This window comes from Pseudarthrobacter sp. rb (assembly GCF_056389225.1).
Genome location: NZ_JBWJAR010000027.1, coordinates 1 through 7,883 on the forward strand (window position 1 = coordinate 1; position 7,883 = coordinate 7,883).

Genomic DNA, 7,883 nt, shown 5'->3' on the forward strand with positions numbered 1-7,883 from the left:
CGCCCGGCAGCACCCCTTCACGCTTGAGCGAGGTCTGCACGCAGTTCTCCATCACCGACCAGATATGCAGCAGCCCGGCCCGGATCTCCTCCTCGGACCGGGAGGCCTTCTCGTTCACGAACATCACATCCGCGATGCCCAGCCCGGTCACCGCGCAGTGCTCCAGCAGTTCCGCCGCGGTCCGGAACGGCAGCGGCAACTCTTCCTTGGACGCGTCCAGCTCCTGCTGCGCCGCGTCCTCCTCGCCCTCCCGGACAATGAACCCGCCACCGACCGAGAAGAACGTCGCCGCATGCACCACATCCCCGGCAGCGTCCGCGACCGTGAACGTCATCCCGTTCGTGTGCCGCGGCAACACCGTCAACGGCCGCAACACCATGTCGCCCACCCCGTACGGCAACGCCACCGAACCGGCCAAGTTCAGGATCCCGGTCTCCGCGATCGAGGCCAGCCGCTCCTCCACCTGCTCGGGCAGGATCAACTCCGGATGGAACCCCTCCAACCCCAACAGGATTGCGGTCATCGTCCCGTGACCATGCCCCGTCGCCGCCAACGACCCATACAAATCCACCCGCAACGACGCCACGTCCGCGAGCTTCCCCGAGGCCTTCAACTCCTCAGCAAACACAGCAGCAGCCCGCATCGGCCCCACAGTATGAGAAGACGAAGGGCCAATACCGATAGAAAAAAGGTCGAATACGCCGACTGCCATGACAATTCCTAACTAAAAATCTGATTCGAGTCACTCTAAGTGGCTGGGGTGGAGTGGGCAGGACATCCTCTGCGTGATCGGTCGCGAAGACGCCCGCTAAGCGGACGTGACGCAGTGGCCGGGTTGGGTGCGCGCCTGACCGAATTCCTCCGCGTGCTCGGTCGCGAAGACGCCCGCTAAGCGGACGTGACGCTCCCTTAGACGCACGTCTCCGGAATCCGCCCAGTCGCGAGCAACCGTCACCAAGGCGACAGGGCAAGCATGCAACGCACACGGAGGCGTCAGGACGGGACCAGGAAACACGCACGTAGTCCGCATCCCCCCACTTCCTGTATGCCCCTGCCCCCTGCACCCACGGCGACAAGCCCACAAGGGGCCGGCGGAGCCGGACTTTTCGAAAGCGTGCGTCAAAGCGACGAAGGAGCAGCACGCGTGAAAATGTCCGGTCTGCCGGTCCCGCGGGTGACCAAGGACCCGACGGGCGAATGTGACCACGGCGAGGCACCGAAGGGTTATTTCGCCCGGCGGTAGAACGGGAGGTCGACGACTTCGAAGGGTTCTGCCTTGCCGCGGAGATCGATGTCCAGGGCTGTGCCGGGTGCCGAGTACTCGACGTCGACGTAGGCCATGGCGATCGGGTAGCCGAGGGTGGGCGATGGCTGGCCGGAGGTGACCTCACCGACCGTGGCGCCGTCCTTGAGCACGGGGTAGTGTGCCCGTCCGGCGCGTCGGCCCTGGCCTTTGAGCCCCACGAGGCGGCGGCCGGAGGTGCTGCCGGCGCCGGCTTCCTTCTTTGCTGCCAGCGCAGCCTTGCCAACGAAGTCGCCGTCCTTGGAGAGCGCGACGACGGGGCCCAGGCCTGCAGCGAACGGGTCACCCTGAAGCGACAGTTCGTTGCCGTACAGTGGCATTCCCGCTTCCAGGCGGAGGGAGTCGCGGGAGGCGAGCCCCGCGGGGGTCAGTTCCCCGTCGCCGGCGATGGCGACCAGTGCCTGCCACAGTGCCGGGGCGTCCGCGTTGTCCACGAAGATCTCGAACCCGTCCTCACCGGTATACCCGGTGCGTGCGAGCAGGAGTTCCTTGCCGGCGCCGCCCACCAGGAACGGAACCTCCACGGCGGCGTAGTACTTCAGCTCCGTCACCAGGGAGTGCTGTGCGGCCGGGACCAGGCGCAACAGGAGTTCCTGGGCCTTGGGGCCCTGCACTGCGATCAGCGATGTGCGGGCCGAGGCGTCCTCCACCAGCACATCAAACCCAGCGGCCCGTTCCTGCAGGGCTGCCGCCACCACCGCGGCGTTGCCCGCATTGGGCACCACCAGGAAGACGTCCGTGCCGTCTTCAGCAGCGGGACGGCGGTAGGTGATGAGGTCGTCGATGATGCCGCCGTCCTCACTGCAGATCAGCGAGTACTTGGCCTTGCCCACGGCCATGGCGGACAACTTGCCCACCAGGGCGTAGTCCAGGAAAGCGGCAGCCTGGGGTCCGGTGACCCAGACTTCGCCCATGTGGGAGAGGTCGAACAGACCGGCGGCTTTGCGCACGGCGTGGTGTTCAGCCAGTTCGGAGGTGTACTTCAATGGCATCTGCCACCCGCCGAAGTCGGTGAAGGAGGCGCCAAGCTTTTTGTGTTCGTCGTAAAGGGCGGTGTATTTCTCGGTCACGGTGCCGGTCCTTTAGTTTTCGAACTCTTCGAGCGGCGGGCAGGAGCAGATGAGGTTCCGGTCTCCGGCGGCGCCGTCGATCCGGCCCACCGGCGGGAAGTACTTGTCCTGCTTGTGGTGGGCAGGGAACGCGGCCTGCTCGCGCGGGTAGGCACGGTCCCAGTCGGAGCTGACGACGGCGGCTGCCGTGTGGGGTGCGCGGCGCAGGGGTGAGTCCGCCACGGCAAAGTCGCCGTTGGCCACCTGGTCGATTTCCTTGCGGATGGTGATCATGGCCTCGATGAAGCGGTCTATTTCGGCCAGGTCCTCGGACTCGGTGGGCTCCACCATCAGGGTGCCTGCCACCGGGAACGCCAGGGTGGGGGCGTGGAAGCCGAAGTCGATGAGGCGCTTGGCCACGTCCTCGGCCGTGACGCCTGTCTTGGCGGTCAGGTCGCGCAGGTCCAGGATGCATTCGTGCGCCACGAGGCCGCCTTCGCCGGTGTAGAGCACCGGGAAGTACTCGTTCAGCCGGGCAGCGATGTAATTGGCAGCGAGCAGCGCGGACTTGGTGGCCTCGGTGAGCCCTTCCCCGCCCATCAGCTTCACGTACGCCCAGGAGATCGGCAGGACACCGGCCGAACCGAAGCGGGAAGCTGAGATCGCCACCCCGTGGCCTTCCTCATGCGTTGCCTTGTTGGCGTCGCCGGGCATGAACGGTGCCAGGTGTGCCTTGGCTGCCACGGGTCCGACGCCGGGTCCGCCGCCGCCGTGGGGGATGCAGAAGGTCTTGTGCAGGTTCAGGTGGGAGACGTCGCCGCCGAACTTGCCGGGCTGGGCCAGGCCCACCAGGGCGTTCAGGTTGGCGCCGTCGATGTACACCTGGCCGCCGGCCGCGTGGACCGCGTCGCAGACGTCGCGGACGTCCCCGTCATAGACCCCATGGGTGGAGGGGTAGGTGATCATGATGCAGGACAGGACGTCCTTGTTGGCCTCGATCTTGGCCGTCAGGTCGTCGTGGTCAATCGTGCCGTCAGCGGCCGTGGCCACGACGACGACCTTCATGCCGGCCAGGACGGCGGAAGCGGCATTGGTGCCGTGGGCGGAAGCGGGGATGAGGCAGACGTTGCGCTGGGTATCGCCGTTGGCGCGGTGGTAGCCGCGGATCGCCAACAGCCCGGCCAGTTCGCCCTGGGAGCCGGCGTTGGGCTGGATGGACACCTGGTCGTAGCCGGTGATGGCGGTCAGGTCGGCTTCGAGGTCGGCGATGAGTTCACGCCAGCCTTCGGTCTGGGAGTCCGGGGCGAAGGGGTGGATGGAGGCGAATTCCGGCCAGGAGATGGCTTCCATCTCGGCGGTGGCATTCAGCTTCATGGTGCACGAGCCCAGCGGGATCATGGTGCGGTCCAGCGCAAGGTCCCGGTCCGACAGCTTCCGGATGTAGCGCAGGAGCTGGGTTTCGGACCGGTGCGTGTTGAACACCGGGTGCTGCAGGTAGTCGGAGGAACGTCCGACGGCGGCCTCCAGTCCGAAGCCTTCAGCCGCGGCAACGGAGGCGCCAAAGACGTCCGCGACGTCGGCGACGATGGCCGCCGTCGTGGTTTCATCGAGCGAGATGCCCACGGTATCGGCGTCGACGGGACGCAGGTTGATTCCGCGCGCTTCGGCATCGGCGACAAGCGCGGCAGCGCGTCCGGGGACGCGGACGGTAAGGGTGTCGAAGAAGCTCGTGTGGAGCACCTCCACACCGGCAGCTGCCAGCGAGGCCGCCAGCACCCGGGCGTGGCCGTGAGTCGTTTCCGCAATCGCCTTCAGTCCGTCGGGGCCGTGGTAGACGGCGTACATGGAGGAGACGATGGCCAGAAGGGCCTGCGCGGTGCAGATGTTGGACGTGGCCTTCTCGCGGCGGATGTGCTGCTCGCGGGTCTGCAGCGCCAGGCGGTACGCGGGCACCCCTGCGTCATCCTTGGACACGCCCACCAGGCGGCCGGGCAGTGAACGCTCCAGGCCCTTGCGGACAGCCATGTACGCAGCGTGCGGGCCGCCGAAGAACAGCGGGACACCGAAACGCTGGGTGGAGCCGACGGCGATGTCGGCGCCCTGCTCGCCCGGAGGGGTGATCAGAGTCAGTGCCAGCAGGTCAGCGGCCACGGTGACCAGTGCGCCGCGGTCCTTCGCCGCCGCAATAGAGGCGGACTGGTCCCAGACCCGGCCGGAGGCGCCGGGCTGCTGGAGCACGATGCCGTTGATGTCGCCGTCGGGCAGCCCCTTGGACAGGTCGGCGACCTCAACTTCGAACCCGAGCGCCTCGGCGCGGCCCTTGACGATGGCGATGGTCTGCGGCAGCACGTCGATGTCCAGGACAGTCTTGCCGTCCGCTGCAGGCTTGGTCTTGTTGGAGCGGCGCATGAGCAGCACGGCCTCGGCCACGGCGGTGGCTTCATCGAGGAGGGAGGCGTTGGCGATGGGCAGGCCCACCAGGTCCTGGACCATGGTCTGGAAGTTCAGGAGTGCTTCGAGCCGGCCCTGGGAGATCTCAGGCTGGTACGGGGTGTAGGCGGTGTACCAGGCCGGGGCCTCGAGGATGTTCCGGCGGATCACGGCAGGGGTGATGGTGTCGTAGTAGCCCTGGCCAATCAGTTGCACGGCCGTCTTGTTCTTGGCGGCGAGCCTGCGTAGTTCCGCGAGCACCTCAACTTCACTGAGGGCATCCTGCAGGCGGAGGGCGGTTTCCTGGCGGATGACCTTGGGTACGGCGGTGTCCACCAGTGAATCGACCGTGCCGTAACCCACGGCTTTGAGCATGGTGTCGACGTCGTCCTGGCGGCGTGCGCCAATGTGGCGGTCGACGAAGGTGGTGGAGGCTGGGGTAACCGACACGAAGGAACTCCATTTATTCAGGCGGCGCAGGGTACGCCACAGCTATTCGGGTCCCTCCCCGCTCTGTATTGGACCTGAGAGTTTCCGCGTTCCCTGCCTGGGCAGGACCCGCTTGCACCGTCGGTGAGCACAACAGCCGTTTCGCTTCCCCCAAGGGAGGCCGGACAACTGCCTGCTGCTTTCCAGAGGTGCCTCGCCGCGGCGGTACAGGGGCCTGCGAGATTCCTGGGGAGGATTTGCTCCTACGGCGCCTGCCTGTACTTCCGGCAGAACTCTCCCGCCGCAGATCAAAGGCTATTCATTTGTTGGATCATGACGGCCGGTGACAGCCCTCACAACTCTCCATTGTCCTACGCCACGAGCCCTCCCGGCAAATGGAAAACTACCTGCGGAGCCGTTCCAAGGCGGCCAGGAGTTCCTCCACATCAGCGGCCGCTCCGCCTTCCGGCGCAGGGCCCACGGAAAGCATGGCATTGAAGTACAAACCGTCACCCATATACAGGACAGCCTTGGCCAGGCCGGGCCCCACATCTGCTGCGATCTCGTCCAGCCACCGCTGCTGGATGGCAGCGAACCGGCGGCGCGTCTCTTCATGCGCCACCTCCGCAAGCCGCGTGGCAGCCACGATGACCCGGTCCAGCGGAGTATCCGCCCAGACGGAGGAGCGGATGAAATACGCGGCGGCACCTTCGCCGGCCGAAGCCATCGCGTCGGCGTCCGCCTTGGCCAGCCCCTCCAGGCGGTCAAGCAGCACGGCGATGAGCGCTTCCTTGTTGGGAAAGTGGTAGAGGAGGCCACCTTTGGACACCCCGGCCTTCCGGGCTACGGCGTCGAGGGTTGCAGCACGCTCCCCCACTTCGATCAGCAGGGACTCGAAGGCGTCAAGGACCGCATCACGGGCTACAGGCTTTCGGGGCATGCCTTCCATCATGCCCTCCACCGGCAGGGAAGAAGGAATGCACCCGCTTCGAAACTATACCGTCCAGACGGTACAGTTATTGCATGACGACTTCCCTCAGTCCGGCTCCCACCCAAAGGGACAGCACCGCCGCGCGGCCCCCGTGGCGGGATTGGCTTGCGCTGGGGCTGCTGATGTTTCCCGTGCTGCTGGTGGCAGTGGACAACACCGCCCTGACCTTTGCCCTGCCCGCCATCGCACGCGCCCTGGAACCAACCGGCCTGCAGCTGCTGTGGATCGTGGACGCCTACCCCCTGGTCCTGGCCGGGCTGCTGGTATCAATGGGAAGCCTCGGCGACCGCATTGGGCGGCGGCGGCTGCTGGTCATCGGCAGCCTGGGCTTCGCCGCGCTGTCCGCCGCCACGGCCTTCGCCCCCACCCCGGAGTGGCTGATCGCCGGCCGTGCGGCGCTCGGGTTCTTCGGCGCCATGCTGATGCCGTCCACCCTGTCGCTGATCCGCAACATATTCCCGGAGCCCAACCGCCGGCGGCTTGCGGTGGCCATCTGGGCGGCCGGATTCTCCGGCGGCGCCGCCCTGGGCCCAATTCTCGGTGGATGGCTGGTGGAGCACTTCTGGTGGGGCGCCGTCTTCCTGGTGGCCGTGCCACTCATGCTGCCCCTGCTGGCGCTGGGGCCTGTCCTCATCCCGGAATCCAGGGATCCCGCGCCGGGCAGGGTGGATATCCCAAGCGTCCTGCTCTCCATGCTGGTCATGGTGCCCGTGGTCTACGGCATCAAGTCAGTAGCCACCGAAGGCCCGGGCATGGCAGGGCTGGGCAGCATCGCCTTTGGCGTGGCCATGGGGATCGTGTTCGTGCGCCGCCAGCACCGCCTGCAGCATCCACTGCTGGACATGTCGCTGTTCCGGAACAGGGTGTTCAGCATGGCCATCAGCGCCAACATCCTGGCCCTGTTTTCCTTCAACGGGTTCATCCTTTTCCTTGCCCAGCACCTCCAACTCCTGGAGGGGATGACGCCGTCCGCGGCGGGCATTGCCATGCTCCCGGCCCTGGCAGCCACCGTGGCGGCAGGCCTGGTGGTAGTCCCGTTGGTCCGGAAAGTCCGGCCAGGGTACGTAGTGGCCGCGGGCCTGTCCTTCAGCGCCGTCGGCTACAGCATGGTGGCCTTCGGAAACCATGACGGCGGGCCTTCCCTGCTGCTGGCAGCGCTGCTGGTCCTGGCGCTGGGCGTCGGCACGGCGGAAACCATCTCGAACGACCTCATCCTCGGCTCGGCCCCGCCGGCGAAATCAGGCGCCGCGGCGGCGATTTCCGAGACGGGCTACGAGGTGGGCTCACTGCTGGGAACTGCGGTGCTGGGCTCCATCCTGACCGCGTCCTACCAGCAGAACCTCCGGCTGCCGGCGGGGCTCGAGGCCATGCTGCCCGGAGCCTCACTGCACAACGCCGGGGAGACGTTGGCCGGCGCGGTGGAGGCGGCCGGCCTGTTGCCGGAATCAGTCGCGGGGGCAGTTCGGGATGCCGCGGCCGCGGCGTTCGATTCCGGCGTGCACATCACGGCGGCAATCGGACTGGTACTGATGGCGGCGGCGGCAGTGCTCGCCGCCGTCGTGCTCCGGAAAGTGCCCAAAGCGGCCTAGCAGTACAACGGCAGTGCTGTCCGGGGTAAAAGGAAGGCGTCCTGCGCCGGGGCCACCCCGGCGCCCGACGCCCGGCGGGGTGTGCGCGACTT

Annotated in this window: 5 protein-coding genes and 1 riboswitch; of the genes, 1 reads left to right on the forward strand and 4 read right to left on the reverse strand. The window is 67.0% G+C overall.

All coding sequences use genetic code 11. The annotated features are described in order from the left end of the window. The 4 genes from ACWRN3_RS21425 to ACWRN3_RS21440 form a co-directional block, all read right to left on the reverse strand. Window positions 1-712 (reverse strand): serine dehydratase beta chain (locus ACWRN3_RS21425; RefSeq protein ID WP_476741856.1); only part of this gene is annotated, 712 nt, incomplete at its 3' end. A 512-nt stretch (window positions 713-1,224) separates the two neighbouring features. Further along, window positions 1,225-2,373 carry a glycine cleavage system aminomethyltransferase GcvT gene (gene gcvT / locus ACWRN3_RS21430; protein ID WP_476741857.1) on the reverse strand — a complete coding sequence of 383 codons (1,149 nt, stop codon included), beginning with the start codon at window positions 2,371-2,373 and terminating at the stop codon, window positions 1,225-1,227. A gap of 12 nt (window positions 2,374-2,385) precedes the next feature. Further along, window positions 2,386-5,232 carry an aminomethyl-transferring glycine dehydrogenase gene (gene gcvP, locus ACWRN3_RS21435; protein WP_476741858.1) on the reverse strand — a complete coding sequence of 949 codons (2,847 nt, stop codon included), beginning with the start codon at window positions 5,230-5,232 and terminating at the stop codon, window positions 2,386-2,388. Between the two features lie 192 nt (window positions 5,233-5,424). After that, window positions 5,425-5,522, reverse strand: a riboswitch (glycine riboswitch). A gap of 92 nt (window positions 5,523-5,614) precedes the next feature. Further along, the gene (locus ACWRN3_RS21440) at window positions 5,615-6,151 is read right to left on the reverse strand and encodes a TetR/AcrR family transcriptional regulator (RefSeq protein WP_255174492.1); all 537 of its coding nucleotides are present in this window, start codon (window positions 6,149-6,151) and stop codon (window positions 5,615-5,617) included. Between the two features lie 83 nt (window positions 6,152-6,234). Between ACWRN3_RS21440 and ACWRN3_RS21445 the strand changes: the two genes are divergently transcribed. Then, window positions 6,235-7,791, forward strand: coding sequence for an MFS transporter (locus ACWRN3_RS21445; RefSeq protein WP_476741859.1), 1,557 nt, complete (start codon window positions 6,235-6,237; stop codon window positions 7,789-7,791). Window positions 7,792-7,883 lie beyond the last annotated feature (92 nt).

Coding starts and splice junctions, on each gene's coding strand:
- ACWRN3_RS21440 (WP_255174492.1), bottom strand. CDS start 6,151: ATGCCCCGAAAGCCTGTAGCCCGTGATGCGGTCCTTGACGCCTTCGAG.
- ACWRN3_RS21445 (WP_476741859.1), top strand. CDS start 6,235: ATGACGACTTCCCTCAGTCCGGCTCCCACCCAAAGGGACAGCACCGCC.